The organism is Tritonibacter horizontis, assembly GCF_001518015.1.
GTDB classification, from domain to species: domain Bacteria; phylum Pseudomonadota; class Alphaproteobacteria; order Rhodobacterales; family Rhodobacteraceae; genus Epibacterium; species Epibacterium horizontis.
This window is the reverse complement of sequence record NZ_LPUY01000079.1, coordinates 21,237-36,844: the sequence shown is the minus strand read 5'-3', so window position 1 is coordinate 36,844 and position 15,608 is coordinate 21,237. Positions and strand designations below refer to the sequence as shown.

Annotated in this window: 16 protein-coding genes; 2 read left to right on the top strand and 14 right to left on the bottom strand. The window is 63.1% G+C overall.

Translation table 11 applies throughout. The annotated features are described in order from the left end of the window. Positions 1-43 precede the first annotated feature (43 nt). Entirely contained in the window at positions 44-1,045 is a 1,002-nt protein-coding gene (locus tag TRIHO_RS15270; RefSeq protein WP_082705159.1) for a fatty acid desaturase, read from the bottom strand. After that, positions 1,038-1,244, bottom strand: a complete 207-nt coding sequence (locus tag TRIHO_RS15265) for a DUF2061 domain-containing protein (protein ID WP_068245499.1) — start codon at positions 1,242-1,244, stop codon at positions 1,038-1,040. The genes TRIHO_RS15270 and TRIHO_RS15265 overlap by 8 nt, the downstream gene beginning before the upstream one ends. 105 nt (positions 1,245-1,349) lie before the next feature. Between TRIHO_RS15265 and TRIHO_RS15260 the strand changes: the two genes are divergently transcribed. Beyond that, the gene (locus tag TRIHO_RS15260) at positions 1,350-2,219 is read left to right on the top strand and encodes a helix-turn-helix domain-containing protein (protein ID WP_068245496.1); all 870 of its coding nucleotides are present in this window, start codon (positions 1,350-1,352) and stop codon (positions 2,217-2,219) included. A gap of 69 nt (positions 2,220-2,288) precedes the next feature. Here TRIHO_RS15260 and TRIHO_RS15255 read toward each other — a convergent pair whose 3' ends face one another. The 3 genes from TRIHO_RS15255 to TRIHO_RS15245 all read right to left on the bottom strand — a co-directional run bounded on the left by TRIHO_RS15255 (position 2,289) and on the right by TRIHO_RS15245 (position 5,555). Next, the gene (locus tag TRIHO_RS15255) at positions 2,289-3,056 is read right to left on the bottom strand and encodes an SDR family oxidoreductase (protein WP_082705158.1); all 768 of its coding nucleotides are present in this window, start codon (positions 3,054-3,056) and stop codon (positions 2,289-2,291) included. Beyond that, positions 3,053-4,525, bottom strand: a complete 1,473-nt coding sequence (locus TRIHO_RS15250) for a carnitine 3-dehydrogenase (protein WP_068245493.1) — start codon at positions 4,523-4,525, stop codon at positions 3,053-3,055. The genes TRIHO_RS15255 and TRIHO_RS15250 overlap by 4 nt, the downstream gene beginning before the upstream one ends. 112 nt (positions 4,526-4,637) lie before the next feature. Next, the gene (locus tag TRIHO_RS15245; protein ID WP_068245492.1) at positions 4,638-5,555 is read right to left on the bottom strand and encodes a BKACE family enzyme; all 918 of its coding nucleotides are present in this window, start codon (positions 5,553-5,555) and stop codon (positions 4,638-4,640) included. A 133-nt stretch (positions 5,556-5,688) separates the two neighbouring features. Between TRIHO_RS15245 and TRIHO_RS15240 the strand changes: the two genes are divergently transcribed. Then, positions 5,689-6,720, top strand: coding sequence for a GlxA family transcriptional regulator (locus tag TRIHO_RS15240; RefSeq protein WP_068245491.1), 1,032 nt, complete (start codon positions 5,689-5,691; stop codon positions 6,718-6,720). A 21-nt stretch (positions 6,721-6,741) separates the two neighbouring features. Here the strand turns inward: TRIHO_RS15240 and uxuA are convergent, their stop codons facing one another. From uxuA to uxaC, 9 genes are read right to left on the bottom strand one after another with little or no spacing between them, the layout of a single operon-like run. Continuing rightward, on the bottom strand, positions 6,742-7,929 hold the full coding sequence (gene uxuA / locus TRIHO_RS15235; RefSeq protein ID WP_068245649.1) for a mannonate dehydratase: 1,188 nt from the start codon (positions 7,927-7,929) through the stop codon (positions 6,742-6,744). Continuing rightward, the gene (locus TRIHO_RS15230; protein WP_068245490.1) at positions 7,922-9,391 is read right to left on the bottom strand and encodes a mannitol dehydrogenase family protein; all 1,470 of its coding nucleotides are present in this window, start codon (positions 9,389-9,391) and stop codon (positions 7,922-7,924) included. The genes uxuA and TRIHO_RS15230 overlap by 8 nt, the downstream gene beginning before the upstream one ends. Next, the gene (gene kduD, locus TRIHO_RS15225) at positions 9,369-10,112 is read right to left on the bottom strand and encodes a 2-dehydro-3-deoxy-D-gluconate 5-dehydrogenase KduD (protein ID WP_068245489.1); all 744 of its coding nucleotides are present in this window, start codon (positions 10,110-10,112) and stop codon (positions 9,369-9,371) included. Before kduD ends, TRIHO_RS15230 begins: the two co-directional genes overlap by 23 nt. Then, the gene (kduI, locus tag TRIHO_RS15220; RefSeq protein WP_068245488.1) at positions 10,109-10,933 is read right to left on the bottom strand and encodes a 5-dehydro-4-deoxy-D-glucuronate isomerase; all 825 of its coding nucleotides are present in this window, start codon (positions 10,931-10,933) and stop codon (positions 10,109-10,111) included. Before kduI ends, kduD begins: the two co-directional genes overlap by 4 nt. Positions 10,934-10,944: 11 nt before the next feature. Beyond that, positions 10,945-11,259 (bottom strand): cupin domain-containing protein, encoded by a 315-nt coding sequence (locus tag TRIHO_RS15215; RefSeq protein ID WP_068245487.1) that lies wholly within the window; start codon positions 11,257-11,259, stop codon positions 10,945-10,947. A 10-nt stretch (positions 11,260-11,269) separates the two neighbouring features. Further along, positions 11,270-12,550, bottom strand: a complete 1,281-nt coding sequence (locus tag TRIHO_RS15210; protein WP_068245485.1) for a TRAP transporter large permease — start codon at positions 12,548-12,550, stop codon at positions 11,270-11,272. A gap of 1 nt (position 12,551) precedes the next feature. Continuing rightward, positions 12,552-13,076, bottom strand: coding sequence for a TRAP transporter small permease (locus TRIHO_RS15205; RefSeq protein WP_068245482.1), 525 nt, complete (start codon positions 13,074-13,076; stop codon positions 12,552-12,554). Between the two features lie 60 nt (positions 13,077-13,136). Further along, positions 13,137-14,108 carry a TRAP transporter substrate-binding protein gene (locus TRIHO_RS15200; protein WP_068245480.1) on the bottom strand — a complete coding sequence of 324 codons (972 nt, stop codon included), beginning with the start codon at positions 14,106-14,108 and terminating at the stop codon, positions 13,137-13,139. A 28-nt stretch (positions 14,109-14,136) separates the two neighbouring features. After that, entirely contained in the window at positions 14,137-15,543 is a 1,407-nt protein-coding gene (gene uxaC, locus TRIHO_RS15195) for a glucuronate isomerase (RefSeq protein ID WP_068245477.1), read from the bottom strand. Between the last annotated feature and the right edge of the window lie 65 nt (positions 15,544-15,608).

The following is a 15,608-nucleotide window of genomic DNA, read 5'->3' as shown; positions in this document are numbered from 1 at the left end:
GAGAGGGGAAACGCCCCCGGTCGACTGCCCTGTCTATGGCCGACTACTCGGCAGAGTTCCAGTGCGGATGCGGCACCGGGTCCTTTGCCTTGAACAGATACCGCCTGAACACGCTGGCATAGCTGTCGAGGACATAGCCATCATTGCGCGTCTGAAAGCTCTGCCGGTGCCGCCGGTACAGCGCCGGCATTTGATGCCAGGGCACGCCGGGATAAAGGTGATGCACAATATGGAGATTGTTGTGCAAAAAGAGAAAGCCCAGCACACCGCCGAGCAGGCCGCGACCTTCGACGATGGCGGTGCGACCGTTTTGATCCAGATGCGCCTGATGTTCGAGGTAGGTGCGTATTTTCAACACGGCCAGGCCCAGATAGGCCCCAAGGCAATAGGCCCAGAACGGAAGCGACGACAGCGCCACCATCCCGATCACCAAGAGCACGCCGATACCGTGTAACGCCCAGTCGCGTGCAATGCCTGGCTGACCGCGCCGCGCCAGGTCAAGATCCAGCCGCATAAAGCACAGCTGCCCGATCACCGGCCCCAGCACCATCCGCCCCATCAGCGTATTGTTCACACGCAACAGACTGCGGTGCCAGACCGGCAACTGCGCCCAGACGGCAGGGTCCTGAAAATTGCTCTCGGGATCATCATAGGGATCGGTCAGATTCTCATCCTGGTGATGCTGAAGATGGGTGTCCCGAAACCGGCCAAAGGGCACGCAGAGGTTCAACGGCAGGAACACCAGCGCTTCGTTCAGCAGGCGATTTCTGAAAGGATGCCCATGCAGGACCTCGTGACAGAGCGAGGAATGCAGCACCACCATCACCCCGATCACCAGCACCGCAGCACTCTGCGACAGTTGCGCCAACCCGAACAGCGCCCCGCCCCAGATCAGGTGACAGGCCAGGATCAACACGAAGGTTCCCCATTCGGCGCGCTGCGGCAGGGCGGCGCGCGCCGCCGCATCGACCGGGGCCGGATCTATCTCCACCGTCTGTTGCGCCTGTTCGGCCGCCAACCGGTCCTCTTCGGTCAGATCACGCATGGCGCCGCCCCCATGTGATCCGGGACCAGACCCGCTCGTAGATCAGATAGGTGACGAACCCCAACACAGTGTTGATCGCTGCCGTCAGCCCCCCCGCCCGGAGCGAGCCCGTGGCCAGAAAACCCACCGCTGTCATCGAGACCAGCCCGATCACATTCCACAGCACTGCTTTCACGAGGGAGCGCCCACGCGTTTCCATATGACCTCCGATGTTTTGATCTCGGGCGACGGTACCGGAACGAGGAGCTGTGCAAAATTCTGTATGTGATTAACAAAACCAAACATATGTGATAAATATCAGCACATGATGGACAATATCGACAAACGTCGGCGAGCCGCCCAGTTCCGCGAGCGACTGAACCGGGCCTTGCGCGAAAGCGGCGTCAGCCAAAGCGCCCTGGCCCGGTCCACCGGCGTCGACCGCTCAACGATCTCGCAATTGCTGACGGATGACGGTGCGCGCTTGCCCAACGCGCATGTGGTCGGGGCCTGTGCCTCTGCGCTCGGGGTGTCGGCAGATTGGCTTCTCAGTCTGTCGGATCGACCTGAAAGCGCGGCAGAGCTGCTCGCCTCTTCCATCGCGATGTCCGAAGCCCCCCGGGCGCTGGTGGATGCAAAGATCTATGAATGGCACCGCGAGGCCGCAGGCTACAAGATCCGCCATGTGCCCGCGACCCTGCCAGATATGCTCAAGACCCGCGCCGTGCTGGAATGGGAATATGCGCCGCATCTGGGTCGCACCGCGCATCAGGCAATCGGCGCGTCAGAGGATCGCCTGTCGTGGATGCGACAATCGGGATCGGACTACGAAATCGCCATGCCCATCTATGAAATCGACAGCTTTGCCAAGGGCGTCGGCTATTACGAGGGTCTTGCGGTGCAGACCCGGATCGAACAGCTGGAGCATCTGGAACGGCTGACGACGCAACTCTATCCACGTCTGAGGATCTATCTCTTTGACGCGAAACGCTTGTATTCCTCGCCCCTGACCATCTTCGGGCCGCTGCTTTGTGTATTCTACGCCGGCAGCCACTACATGGCGTTTCGGGATCGCGAACGGGTAGAGACCTTCACGGGGCATTTCGACAGGCTGGTTCGGGAGGCAGACATCACCGCCCGGCAAATGCCCCGCAGGGTGCATGCCCTGAGAGCACAGATTGGCCAAATCGACTGATCCGCTCGGCGGCCGCCCCTGCATCCGGCTGCGGGCATCGCCATGGATGGCACGATGGCTGGTCCGGCCCTAGACCTTCGGGTCGGGGTTTTCCGTGTGACCGTCCACCGCGATGATCTGGCCAGAGACCCGCCGGGCCGCCGGCGAGCCAAGGAAGACCGCCATATTGGCCACATCTTCGGCAGTGACCCAGGTCCGCATCGAGGTGCCCGCCGCATAGCCGTCATAGACCGCCGCCCGGCTCATCCCTTTCAGCGCGGCCTCGCGTTGCAGCACGCCCTCCATCCGGGGGCCTTCGACCGCGCCGGGGCAAATCGCATTGGCGCGGATGCCAAAGGGGCCAAGCTCCATTGCCAGGGTTTTCATCAACCCGATCACCGCCCATTTCGCCGCCGCATAAGGCGCCCGGTTGGGATAGCCATAGATCCCGGCGGTCGAGGAGGTCAGCACGATGCTGCCCTGTCCCGCCGCTTTCATCAGCGGGGCGGCGTATTTCGCGGCCAGAAATGCACCTTCGAGGTTGACGCTGACGCAGCTGCGCCAATCCGCAAGCGCCACATCCTCGACCGGCGCGGTCGGCCCGGCGACACCGGCATTGGCACAAAGCACATCCAGACCGCCCCCTGCCCCGATCTCGGCAAAGAGCGCGGCAACGGCGGTCTCATCGGCGGCATCGACCACGCGCGCCTGCCAGCTGTCGGGCACCTGCGCCAGCGCGGCGGCATTGACATCCGTCACCCAGACTTCGGCGCCCGTCTCGGCAAACCCCGCCGCCATGGCGCGCCCGATTCCGGAGGCGCCTGCGGTGATCAGGACCCGTTTTGCAGGCTGGCTCACCGTGGGGCTCCGATGGCGCGCCCCAGCCCCTCTGGCGTGGGCAAACCCGCCTGACCCTCGGCCAGTTGTGTCAGCTTCGCTTCGATATGCGCCGCTGGCGGGGCGGAGCGGCGGGTTTTCAGATCCACATGCAGCAACATGTGTTCGCCGGTCGCCAGCAGCCGTTCGCCTTCGTACATCTCATGCCACAGATGCATCTTCTTGCCCTGCCCCAGGATCACCCGTGTGCGCACCTGAATCGGCTGCCCCGCGTGCACCTCGTCCAAGTGGCGGATATGGGTCTCGGCGGTGAAATAGCTGCCGCCCGCGGCGATATAGGCAGCATCGCAACCAATGATCTCCATCAGCCGGTCCGTGGACTGGGCAAAGGCATCGAGATAGCGGCTCTCGGTCATGTGCCCATTGTAATCGGTCCAATCCAGCGGCACCACGCGGTTCAGGGTCAGCACCGGCTGGCTGGGGTCGGCAACCTCATCCAGCGTGCGGGCCAGACCCGCCTCGCTCATACGGGCCACATCATGGGCATTTTGCAACGCCCCCGCCCCCCAGTCGTTGGCCGACAGGGCCCGCATCATGCCAACAAGGTTGTCATCGCGGATGCGCTCCAGTTCCCGGATGGAATGGCGGCCGGATTGCGCATCGGATTGCCCGGCGATCAGATCGACCAATTCGTCGTTGAACTCCGGCACATCCATCAGCTTGGTCCAGGGCCAGGTCAGGCAGGGGCCGAACTGTGCCAGGAAATGCTTCATGCCCGCTTCGCCGCCCGCCACGCGGTAGGTCTCGAACAGGCCCATTTGCGCCCAACGGATGCCAAACCCATAGCGGATGGCATTGTCGATCTCTTCGGTGGTGGCGATGCCATCCTTGACCAGCCACAGCGCCTCGCGCCAGACCGCCTCCAGGAACCGATCCGCCACATGGGCGTCGATTTCCTTTTTCAGATGCAGGGGATACATGCCGACGGAGGTGATGATGGCCTTTGCTGTCTCGATCACCTCGGGCGGGTTGACCGGCGTCGTGACCACCTCCACCAGCGGCATCAGATAGACCGGGTTGAAGGGATGCGCGACCACGATCCGGGCCGCGTTGTCGAAACCGTCTTGCAGCTGCGAAGGTTTGTAGCCGGAGGTCGACGACCCGATCACCGCCGCTGCGGGCGTGTGCTGCTGCAATTCGGCATAAACCTTTTGCTTCAGGTCCAGCCGTTCTGGCACGCTCTCCTGCACCCAATCCGCGCCCGCGACCGTCTCGGCGATGGTGCTGTGAAAGCTCAGCTCACCTTCTGCCGGCAGGGCAACATTGCCCAGACCCGGCAGCGCGCGGCGGGCATTGGCCAGGACATCCGCAAGCTTTCGCTCCGCATCGGGATCCGGGTCGAACACCCGCACCGCCCAGCCGTTCAGCAGGAACCGCGCAGCCCAGCCGCCACCGATCACACCGCCGCCAATAATTGCTGCTGTTTTCATGTTGTTTTCTCCGATTGCGGCAGCGAACCCTCGTCGCCTGCGCCCCAGCTCTGGCCGACCCCGGTCGGGGTCAGCCTGTCGAAATCACCGCACCAGACAGGCAGGCCTGTCGCTAGCCTGCCACGGGTGCCTGTTTTGTCAGCCCGAGACGCGTGCGCACCTCGGCGGGGGTGATGACCCGGGCCCCAAGGTTGCTGATGATGGTGCCCGCGCGTTCAACCAGCTGCCAGTTTTCCGCCAGCACGCCCTTGTCGAGGTAAAGGTTGTCTTCCAGCCCGACGCGCACATTGCCACCCGCCAGCACCGACGCCGCCACATAGGCCATCTGATCGCGACCCAGCGAAAAGGCCGACCAGTTCCAGTCGGCGGGCACATTGTTGACCATCGCCATAAAGGTATTGAGGTCATTGGGCGCCCCCCAGGGCACCCCCATGCAGAGCTGCACCAAGGCGTTGGCCTCAAGAATACCCTCTTTGACCAGCTGCTTGGCATACCAAAGATGGCCGGTATCGAATGCCTCGATCTCGGGTTTGACACCCAGATCGGTCATCATCTGACCCATGGCGCGCAACATGCCGGGCGTGTTGGTCATCACATAGTCGGCTTCGGCAAAATTCATGGTGCCACAGTCGAGCGTGCAGATCTCCGGCAGGCACTCCGCCACATGGGCCACGCGCTCGGTCGCGCCAACCATATCGGTGCCTTCGGATTTCACCGGCAGAGGGCTTTCGACACCGCCAAAGGTGATATCGCCGCCCATGCCGGCCGTGAGGTTCAGCACCACATCCGTGTCGCTGTCGCGGATACGGTCCGTGACTTCACGGTAAAGCGCGAGATCGCGCGAGGGGGCACCGGTTTCGGGATCCCGCACATGGCAGTGCACGATGGCCGCCCCCGCCTTGGCCGCCGCAAGGGCGCTGTCGGCGATTTCTTTTGGCGACCGGGGCACATGCGGACTGCGATCCTGCGTGCCTCCGGAGCCGGTCACGGCACAGGTGATAAAGACCTCGCGGTTCATGGAAAGCGGCATTTTTGTTTTCCCTTTGATGTACAGGGTTGTGCCGTGGGTTATCCCCAGGCTTCTCCCCGGATTCCAATTTGCGCTGCCCCGGACTCTCGCCCAGCCTTGGCGGCAAGAGTTGGCATGAAGCGAATCGAAGTTGATGAAATCCGCAAAAAACATACTAGAGCCGGAATCCCGCCCCCTGAAGACGGCCGTTTTGGTGATGGACGAGTGCAATACCCTGTCCTTTGCCGCCGCCGTCGACCCGATGCGGGCGGCCAACCGTCTGGCCGGTCGGGCGGCCTTTGATTGGGACTACATCAGCGCCACGGCAGAGGCACCGATGCTGACCTCCGGGCTGAGCGTCCCGTCAACGCCGCTGGCGCGGCTGGATCGCTGCGATCTGCTGCTGGTGGTGGCCGGGTTCCAGCTGGCCCGTCACGCCACCCCAAGCCTCCTGGCGGGTCTGCGCCGGATTGCAGGCACTGGGGCGACCATCGCAGGCATCGACGGGGGCCCCTGGCTGATGGCGGAGGCCGGCCTGCTGGACGGCCACCCCGCGACCACCCACTGGGAAGATCTGGAAAATTTTTCGGCCCGGTTCCCCGACATCCACTGCCGCACAGACCGGTTCACGGTCTCGGACGGGCGGCTGACCTCCGGCGGGGCAACCCCGGCGATCGAGATGATGCTGCATATCATCGGCGCCCGCCACGGCCATGGCTTTGCCTCGCGCGTGGCCGGGCTGTTCCTCTACGATGGCATCTCGTCCCCTCAGCGGCCACAAAGCCGCCTGGGTCATCACAAGCACAACGCTATCACCGCCAAGGCCAATGCGATCATGGAATCGGCGCTGGATGATCCCAAGCCGCTGGCCGAGATCGCAGAGGTGCTCGGCACCAGCCCGCGCAGCCTGCAGCAGCAGTTCCGCCTGCGTCTGAACACCACGCCGCAGGACCATTACCTGCAACTGCGTCTGGCCGAGGCCCGCCGCCTGGTGACCGACACCGCCCTGCCGCTGATGGAGATCGCGATGGCAACGGGTTTTACCTCGCAATCCAGCTTTGCACGGGCGTTTCGCACCGCCCATGGCAGCTCGGCGCGCGATTTGCGCCAGACGCAGGACGCCACGCCGCTGTCCTCCTACCCGGCGCGACAGGCCAACAGTCACGCCAGTCACAGCAGCAACTGAGCCCACGCTCCGGATCAGGTCCTAGGGGTTGGAAGCCCTGGATTGCAGACCCGCGATCACACCGCGCAGCTCTGCCAGACCGCGCATGCGCCCGATCAGCGGATAGCCGGGATGGGTCTTGCGCCCGATGTCCTGCAACATGGCATGGCCATGATCCGGGCGAAACGGGATCACGGCATCCGCCCGCCCCTCGGCCTGCCGCCGGGTTTCCTCGGCCAGCAAGGCCGCCAGAACGGCCGGCATATCAGTATCGCCCGCCAGATGCTCTGCCTCCTGAAAGGAGCCATCGGCGTCCTTGCTGACATTGCGCAGATGGGCAAAATGGATCCGGTCGCTGAACCGCTGGGCGATCCGGACGGGATCATTGTCCGGCCCGGCCCCGAGGGATCCTGTGCAGAGGGTCAGACCATTGGCACGGCTGTCCTGCAGGCCAAGAAGATAGGCGATATCGTCCTCGCCAGAGACAATACGCGGCAGGCCCAGGATCGGACGCGGCGGATCATCGGGATGGATACAGAGGTTCACCCCCAGCTCCTCCGCCGTGGGCACCACCTCGGCCAGAAACCGCGCCAGCGTCGCGCGCAGATCGTCGGCCGTGAACCCGGCCCAGGGGATCAGCGCCTCGCGCAGGCCCGCCACGTCAAACCGTGCATAGGCCCCCGGTAGACCGGCCATGATCGACGACAACAGCGTTTCGCGGTCCTCTGGCGTGGCCGTTTCGATCCAGGCGGCGGCCTGTGCGCGCACATCGGCCGTGTAGTCATCCTCGGCTCCGGCGCGTTCCAGCATGAAGCAATCAAATGCCACCATCCGGACGATGTCGAACCGCAGCGCGGTCGCCCCGGTCGGTTGCACCACCTCAAGGTCGGTGCGGGTCCAGTCCAGCAACGGCATGAAGTTATAGCAGACCGTCGTGATCCCCTCGGCGGCCAGGTTGGCCAGCGATTGGCGATAGGCAGCAAACAACGGCTCCAGCGCACCGGTGCCAAGCTTGATATCCTCGTGCACGGGCAAGCTTTCGACGACCGACCAATGCAGGCCCGGCTGGGCCTCGACCAGCCCCTTGCGCGCGGCAATCGCATCGCGGCTCCAGACCTCGCCATAGGGGATTTCATGCAAGGCAGTGACAATCCCGCGCGCGCCCGTCTGAACGATTTCAGCCAGGGAGATGTCGTCAAGTGGTCCGAACCAGCGCCAGGTTTCAAGCATCGGCATATTCCTTCACGCAGGCATGGGCGCCCCGTGTTTGCAAAGTTTCATACGCGCGGGTCAGAGCCGCGGCACACGTGGGTGATCCCGCCAGTTCGGCCGGAAAAATCGCGTCAAAGGCGAGGAAGGCGGCCACCCTGTCGGCGGCGGTCGCGGCCCTGTCGGAGGCCGCTTTCAGCTCTGCCGCCAGCGGGTCCTTCAGCGCGATTGCGGCGCCCGCGTCATCGACTCCGCCCATGTAACGCATCCAGGCCGCAACGGCGAGGATCAGGCCCGGTGCCGGCTCTCCCACTGCAAGCCGCTCGGCCAGGGTCGCAAGCAACCGCTGCGGCAGTTTCTGGCTGCCATCCATGGCGATCTGCCATGTGCGGTGACGAATGGCCGGGTTGCTGTAGCGCGCCAGCAAAGCCGCACAATACCCCGGCAGGTCTTCGCCTTCGGGCTGGGGCACCGTCGGCAGGATCTCCTCCCGCCACAGACGCTGCAGCATCCCGGCGTAGCCTTCTGCCGCAACGGTCTGTGAAATGGTCTCAAACCCCGCAAGATAGCCCAGATAGGCCAGCGTCGAATGGGTACCATTCAGACAGCGCAGTTTCATCGCTTCATGCGCGGTGACATCGCGCACCATTTGCACGCCGGCCCTGTCCCAGGCGGGGCGGGCCCCATCGACGAAGTCATCTTCGACGACCCATTGGCGGAAGGGTTCGCAAAACACCGCCGCCGCATCGGCCAGCCCGGTCTGACGGGCCAGACGGTCCAGATCCTCAGTCGTGGTGGCCGGGGTGATCCGATCGACCATCGCCGATGGAAAACGCCCTTCGGCAGCGATCCATGCCGCCAGATCCGGGTCGATGGCTGTGGCAAACTCCAGCACCACGCCCCGCGCCAGCCTGCCATTGTCGGGAAGGTTGTCGCAGGATTGCACGGTAAAGGGGCGCGCGCCCCTTGCCCGACGCTGCATCAGCGCCGCAACGATGAAACCGACAGCCGTCACCGGCCGGTCAAGATGCGCCAGATCATGACGAACATCCGGATCGTCCATCTTCAACCGCCCGGTCGCAGGCGCGTGACGGTATCCTTTTTCGGTGATCGTCAGCGAGACAATCCGCACCGCAGGATCCGACATGGCCGCCACCACGGCCGCCGGGTTCTCCGGCGCCACGAGGACCCCAGTGATGGCCTCGATCACCTCTGGCACGTCCCCGTTTGGCCCCCGCGTCACCGCATGATAGGCGCCGCCCTGTGGCATCAACTGGTCGCGGGCGGTCGGGCTTTGCAGGCTGACCGCCAGAATGCCCCAGTCGCCACCGGACGCCGCCATCGCTTCATGGGTGTAGACCGCGTTGAATGCCCGAAAGAACGCCCCCGGACCAAGATGCACGATCCCGGTCCGGGCCGCGGGCGTGCGGCGGGACAAACGCGGCCCCGCCTGGGCCGGATCAGCGGGCAAGCCAGCCTCCATCGACATTCAGCACCGCCCCGTGGATGTACTGTGCCGCGCGGGAGCACAGGAAAGCGGCGGTGCCACCGATGTCTTCGGCCTCGCCCCAGCGTCCTGCCGGAATACGCTCCAGGATCGCCCGGTTGCGGTCCGCGTCTTCGCGCAACGCTTCGGTGTTGTTGGTCGCGATATAGCCGGGTGCGATGGCATTCACATTGATGCCCTTGGCCGCCCATTCATTCGCGAGGATCTTGGTCAACCCGGCCACGCCATGCTTTGACGCCGTATAAGATGGCACGCGAATGCCGCCCTGAAACGACAGCAGCGAAGCAATATTGACCACCGACGCCGGGGTGTTGCCAGCCGTCAAACAGGCCCGCGCAAAGGCCTGCGTGGTAAAGAACAGCGCCTTCAGGTTCACGTCCATCACCGCGTCCCAGTCGGCTTCGGAAAACTCAAGACTGTCCGCGCGGCGGATGATGCCGGCATTGTTGACCAGGATCGAATACCCCGCCCCGTCAAAGACATCTCCCGCCGCCATGGGGTCGGCAAAATCCAGCCGCAACCCTTCGCCCGTACCGCCGGCGGCGTGAATTTTCTCCAGCGTCTCGTCGCAATCGCGCCGCCCGGCGCAGGTGACATTTGCCCCCTGCGCCGCCAGGGACACCGCGATGGCCTGGCCGATCCCGGTGTTTGCACCGGTGACCAGCGCCCGGCGACCGTCGAGCGAAAAAAGGCTCATCGCAGATCTCCGGGCTGAACGAAGTCCATGTCGGTATAGTCGATGTTGTCACCCGCCATCGCCCAGATAAACGTATAGGCCCCGATCCCCGCGCCGGAGTGGATCGACCAGGGCGGCGACAATGTCGCCTGTTCATTGGCAACCACCAGATGCCGGGTCTCTTGCGGTTCACCCATGAAATGCATCACCCGCGATGCGTCATCCATGCCCCAGTACAGATAGGCCTCCATCCGGCGGTCATGGACATGGGCGGGCATGGTGTTCCAGACCGATCCCTCCAGCAGCTCCGTATAGCCCAGCACCAGCTGGCAGCTTTCCATCACCAGCGGATGGATGAACTGGTTGATGATCCGCTTGTTCGAGGTCGCCGTCTCGCCCAGTTCCACCTTGACCGCATCCGCAAGGGTGATCAGACGGTTGGGGAAGGTCGCGTGGGCCGGGGCCGAAGTGATATAGAACCGCCCCTGCCCTTCAAAGGTCACCGCCCCGGCGCCCCGTCCGAGGTAAAGCACATCGCCCCGCTCCAATGTCCAGCTCTCGCCGCCCGCCTTGACGGTACCGGCATCGCCGATATTGACGATGCCCATTTCGCGCCGTTCAAGAAAGGTTTCGGTCCGGGTCTCGTCGACCCTGCCCAGCACCAGCGATCCCCCCGCGGGCACCGCAGCACCAATCGTAAAGCGATCATAGTGGGTGTAGACGAGGCGGATTTCGCCCGCGCGAAACATGTCTTCGGCCAGGAAGTTCTTGCGCAGCGCGTCTGTATTCATGCCCTTGGCGTGGTCCTGGTGAACGGCATGTCTTGTTTCTACGGTCAGCATTTCAAGCTCCTTTAAAGAAAATCATCGCGGCGGGGGGTGAAGGTGTCGATCAGACGCCCCGCCTCGGTGCAGGTGCACCCATGTGTTGCGCCGGACGGGATGACAAAGCTGTCGCCCGGCCCGACCTCAAACCGCTCCCCGTCGATTTCAAAGGTGAAGCGGCCGCTTTCGACATAGGTGGATTGCACATGCGGATGGCTGTGCAACGCCCCTTCGCCGCCACGATCAAAGGCAAAGGACACGACCATCAGCTCGGCACTGTCCGCCAGCACCTGACGGGTGACCCCCTCAAGCGGAACGGCCGGAAAGGACTTTACAGGGTTCATCGGGGTCACCTCAATGGAACAGGGAAGGCAGCCAGAGCGACAGGGCAGGCATATAGGTGACCAGCATCAGTGTCGCGACAGCAGCAATGTAGAAGGGCACGATCGAACGCATCGCCTGACCGACAGACACCCGCCCCACGGCACAGCCGACAAAGAGCACAGCCCCCACTGGCGGCGTACACAGGCCGATGCCCAAGTTCAGGATCAGGATAATGCCGAAATGCACGGGATCAACACCATAGGCGGTGGCCACGGGCAAAAAGATCGGCGTGGTGATGACGATCAGCGGCGACATATCCATGAAGGTGCCAAGCAACAGCAGCACCACGTTCAGCATCAGCAGGATGATGATCGGATTGTCCGACACATCCTTCAGGGCCTCGACCAGCGCCGTTGGCACCCGCATATAGGCCAGCAACCAGCCAAAGGCCGCCGCGCTACCGATCACCAACAGCACCATCGACGAGGTCCGCACCGCATTCAGGGTCGCCTCGACAAAGGCGGTCCAGCTTAGCGTCCGATAGGCAAAGATGGTCACCAGGATCGCATAGACCACCGCGATACAAGAGCTTTCGGAGGCGGTGAAGATGCCAGAGCGCACGCCGCCAAAGATGATTGCGACCAGGATCAGCCCCGGCACCGCGTTGATGAGCAGCCCCGCCAGGACACCAAAACCGGGGAACCGCTCGGTCGGGTAACCGCGCCGACGGGCGATCCACCAGGCCACCAGCATCAGCGACATCGCCAGCACCAGTCCCGGAATGATCCCGGCGGTAAAGAGATCGGCAATCGACAGCCGCCCGCCGGCAGAGATCGAATAGATGATCAGGTTATGCGAGGGCGGCAGCATCAGCGCGATGATGGAGGACATCACAGTCACGCTGACCGCATAATCCCGGCCATAGCCGCGCTCTGCCATCTGCGGGATCATGATGCCCCCGATGGCCGTCGCATCTGCAGCGGCCGACCCGGAGATCCCGCCAAACAACACCGACGCCGAGATATTCACCTGACCCAGACCGCCGCGCAGGTGGCCAACGATGCCGCCCGCCAACGCAACCAGCCGTCGGGCGATATCCCCCCGCACCATCAGCTCGCCCGCATAGATGAAAAAGGGGATCGCCATCAGCGCAAAGACAGAAATGCCGGAGTTCAGCCGCTGAAAGACCACGACAGGCGGCAGGCCGATAAAGGCGATGGTCGCAAAGGACGACGCCCCCAGGCAGAACGCCACTGGCGTGCCGATGAGCAGCAAGAAGGTGAAGGTCCCGAACAGGACAAGAAGTTCCATATCAGTCGGCCTCCGCCAGTTTGTCAGAGAACCGGGTGGTCGGCAGCCCGACCGCACGGCGCAAAAGTCGTTCAACGGAATAGATCACCAGAAGCGCCCCGCCTGTAATCAGCGCCAGAAAGGCGACGCCACCTGAAATTCCAAGATTGGGAATGGTTGTCGGCCAGGTTTTCAGTGCCAGCTGCAACCCGTACACCACCATCCCCATTCCAAAGGCGATGACCACGAAATCGGATATGGTGAAGGCCACGCTCTTGGCTTTGTCGTTGACAAGAAACAGCACCACATCAAAACTGAGATGGTTGCCCTCCCGAATGCCGGCCGCAGCGCCGAGCAGCAGGAACCAGCCCATGATCAGGATCGAACTGGTTTCGGTCCAGGTCGGCGTGTCGTTCAGCACAAACCGGCCAAAAACCTGCCAGGCGATGAACACAGTCATCAGGAACAAGCCGATACCGGCTATGCGAATGGATAGATCCGCCACGTGATCCAGCACGGCGGACAATTTCTCTACAAATTTTCTCACGTCGCCCGCCTCTCAAGACATTGGGTCATCCGGCACGCATGCCGGATGACCCGTCATGTTTTATTCGACGGCGCGGATGCGCGTGACGAGATCCTTCAGCTTGTCAGAGGTGACATGCTTTTCGTAGACAACGTCCATCGCGTCGATGAAAGGGGTCTTGTCGATATCATCGACGATCTCCACACCGGCGGCGCGTACCTTTTCTTCAGAGGCTTTCTCACGCTTGGCCCAAAGGTCCCGCATGACCGGCACTGCGTCTTTGGCAGCTTGACGGATCAGGGCCTGATCTTCGGCGCTGAGGCTTTCCATTTTGGTTTTCGACATCACCAGAACTTCGGGCACGATCAGGTGCTGGTCGAGCGTGTAATAGCCCGCAACCTCATAGTGACCCGAGCTTTCGAACGACGGCCAGTTGTTCTCGGCCCCGTCGATCACACCGGTCTGGATCGAGGAATAGACCTCGCCATAGGGCAGCGGCGTGGCGTTGCCGCCCAGCGCGTCGACCATGTCCACAAACACGTCGGACTGCATCACGCGGAACTTCAGCCCTTCGATGTCTGCAACAGAGGTGATCGGCTTCTTGCTGTTGTAAAAGGACCGCGAACCGCCATCGAAATAGGCCAGTCCGACCAGATCATGGTTCGAGAATTCAGCAAGAATATCCGCGCCGACCTCACCGTCGACCACCGCGTGCATGTGGTCGGTCGAGCGGAATATATAGGGCAGAGAGAAGACCTTGGTTTCCTCGATGATGTTATTGAAGGGCCCAAGCGAGACCCGGTTCAGGTCGATCACCCCCAGTTGAGTCTGCTCGATGGTGTCCTTTTCCTCACCCAGCTGAGCCGAGTGAAAAACCTCGACACAGATCCGGCCATCAGAACGCTCTTCCAGCATCTCGCCCATGGCTTCGACGGCAACAACCGTCGGGTATCCTTCGGGATGTGTGTCCGACGACCGCAGCGTGATTTCACAGGCCTGCGCCGCACCGGACGCAACGACAAGAGCCGCAAGGCTCGTAGTCACCAGTTTCATAAGTTTTCTCCTCCCAGAAAAATGACTGTCACAGACGGTAAGCGTCCTTTGCCAGTCGATATGTGAGGTCATGAGCGACCTCGAGTGCCTCGCTTTCAGAGAGCCGGCCAGTGCCGACCAAATTGGCGAGATAGCTGCAATCCGACCGCCGGGCGACATCATGCCGGGCGGGGATCGAACAGAAGGCGCGGGTGTCATCGTTGAACCCGGCCGTATTGTAGAACCCTGCGGTTTCGGTGACCGTTTCGCGGTACCGCTGGATGCCCTCGTAGCTGTCAAAGAACCACCAGGGCGGTCCCAGCTTCAGCGCCGGGTACACGCCAGCGAGGGGGGCCAGCTCGCGCCCATAGGCGGTCTCGTCGAGGGTAAAGAGAATGATCGTCAGCCCCGGCTCCATGCCGACTGCATCCAGCAACGGCTGCAGGTCTGACACATAATCGGTGCGCCCCGGAATATCGAACCCCTTGTCGCGCCCGTGCCGGGCAAAGACACCTGCGTGATGATTGCGCCGCGACCCCGGATGGATCTGCATGACCATGCCGTCCTCGACGCTCATCCGCGCCATCTCGGTCAGCATCTGGCCCCGGAACGCCTCCGCCTCTGCCGCCGTCGCCCCCTGCGTCAGGATCTTCTGGTAGAGTGCGGCCGCATCCGCCTGCGGCAGATCCATCGTCCGCGCCGACGGGTGCCCGTGGTCGGTTGCGGTTGCCCCATGGTCGCGGAAGAACGCACGCCGCGCCCGATGCGCCGCAAGATACCCCTGCCAGGTGCCCGTGTCCTCTCCGGTCAGGGCACCAAGCTGGGCAATATTGGCGGCAAACCCTTCGAACTCGGGATCGACGACCGCGTCCGGGCGATAGGTGGTGATGACCCGCCCCTGCCAGCCGCTCTCGGCGATCTGGCGATGCCAGGCCAGATCATCCAGCGCGCTTTCGGTGGTGGCGAGCACTTCGATCCCGAACCGGTCAAACAACGCACGCGGCCGGAAGTCCGGCTGCCCCAGCATGGTGTCGATGCGGTCGTAGAACTCATCGGCGTTGGCTTCGGTCAGGGGCTCCGTCAGACCAAAGACCTGGTCAAAGGAATGGGCCAGCCACATCGCCGAAGGAGTCGCCCGGAACAGCTTCTGATGCGCCGCGAACCGGCGCCAGATGGCCCGTGGATCGCGCTCCACCGCGCCGCCGTCCTCGCGCGGGACGCCGAGATCCTCCAACCGGACCCCCTGCGACACCAGCATCCGGAATACATAGTGATCGGGGATCACGAACAATTCGGCCGGGTTCGGGAACCGCTCGTTTTGCGCAAACCAACGCGGATCGCAATGCCCATGCGGGCTGATGATCGGCAGCGCCTCAACCGATTCGTACAGCGCCCGCGCAAGGCCGCGCAGGTTCGGCTCGACCGGGAAAAGACGATCTTGATTCGGCAGCGGCATGGGAGTCCTCAGCATTCACGTAATTTGACATACTAATATGCCAGTCCAGCAGGTCTGTCAAACTA

Coding starts and splice junctions, on each gene's coding strand:
- TRIHO_RS15270 (WP_082705159.1), bottom strand. CDS start 1,045: ATGCGTGATCTGACCGAAGAGGACCGGTTGGCGGCCGAACAGGCGCAA.
- TRIHO_RS15265 (WP_068245499.1), bottom strand. CDS start 1,244: ATGGAAACGCGTGGGCGCTCCCTCGTGAAAGCAGTGCTGTGGAATGTG.
- TRIHO_RS15260 (WP_068245496.1), top strand. CDS start 1,350: ATGATGGACAATATCGACAAACGTCGGCGAGCCGCCCAGTTCCGCGAG.
- TRIHO_RS15250 (WP_068245493.1), bottom strand. CDS start 4,525: ATGAAAACAGCAGCAATTATTGGCGGCGGTGTGATCGGTGGCGGCTGG.
- TRIHO_RS15245 (WP_068245492.1), bottom strand. CDS start 5,555: ATGCCGCTTTCCATGAACCGCGAGGTCTTTATCACCTGTGCCGTGACC.
- TRIHO_RS15240 (WP_068245491.1), top strand. CDS start 5,689: ATGAAATCCGCAAAAAACATACTAGAGCCGGAATCCCGCCCCCTGAAG.
- uxuA (WP_068245649.1), bottom strand. CDS start 7,929: ATGCTTGAAACCTGGCGCTGGTTCGGACCACTTGACGACATCTCCCTG.
- TRIHO_RS15230 (WP_068245490.1), bottom strand. CDS start 9,391: ATGGAGGCTGGCTTGCCCGCTGATCCGGCCCAGGCGGGGCCGCGTTTG.
- kduD (WP_068245489.1), bottom strand. CDS start 10,112: ATGAGCCTTTTTTCGCTCGACGGTCGCCGGGCGCTGGTCACCGGTGCA.
- kduI (WP_068245488.1), bottom strand. CDS start 10,933: ATGCTGACCGTAGAAACAAGACATGCCGTTCACCAGGACCACGCCAAG.
- TRIHO_RS15215 (WP_068245487.1), bottom strand. CDS start 11,259: ATGAACCCTGTAAAGTCCTTTCCGGCCGTTCCGCTTGAGGGGGTCACC.
- TRIHO_RS15210 (WP_068245485.1), bottom strand. CDS start 12,550: ATGGAACTTCTTGTCCTGTTCGGGACCTTCACCTTCTTGCTGCTCATC.
- TRIHO_RS15200 (WP_068245480.1), bottom strand. CDS start 14,108: ATGAAACTGGTGACTACGAGCCTTGCGGCTCTTGTCGTTGCGTCCGGT.
- uxaC (WP_068245477.1), bottom strand. CDS start 15,543: ATGCCGCTGCCGAATCAAGATCGTCTTTTCCCGGTCGAGCCGAACCTG.